Source organism: Streptomyces noursei (genome assembly GCF_001646665.1).
GTDB lineage: Bacteria > Actinomycetota > Actinomycetes > Streptomycetales > Streptomycetaceae > Streptomyces > Streptomyces lavendulocolor.
Genome location: NZ_LWBU01000342.1, coordinates 1 through 236 on the forward strand (window position 1 = coordinate 1; position 236 = coordinate 236).

At 73.3% G+C, this 236-nt stretch carries 1 protein-coding gene; it reads left to right on the forward strand.

Features of this window, described 5'->3' with window-relative positions:
* A partial coding sequence (locus A4V12_RS23675) for a sugar phosphate nucleotidyltransferase (RefSeq protein ID WP_267893229.1) occupies window positions 1-236 on the forward strand: 236 nt, incomplete at both ends.

The window sequence follows — 236 nt, forward strand, 5'->3', positions numbered from 1 at the left end:
ACCCGCGCGCCTTCGGGGTGGCGGAGCTGGACGTCGACGGCCGGGTGGCCCGCCTGGAGGAGAAGCCCCCGCACCCCCGCAGCGACCTGGCGCTCGTCGGGGTCTACCTCTTCACGCCCGCCGTGCACGACGCGGTGCGCTCCATCGAACCGTCCGCGCGGGGCGAACTGGAGATCACCGACGCCCTCCAGTGGCTCATCGACGAGCACCGCACCGTCACCTCGACCGTCGTCTCC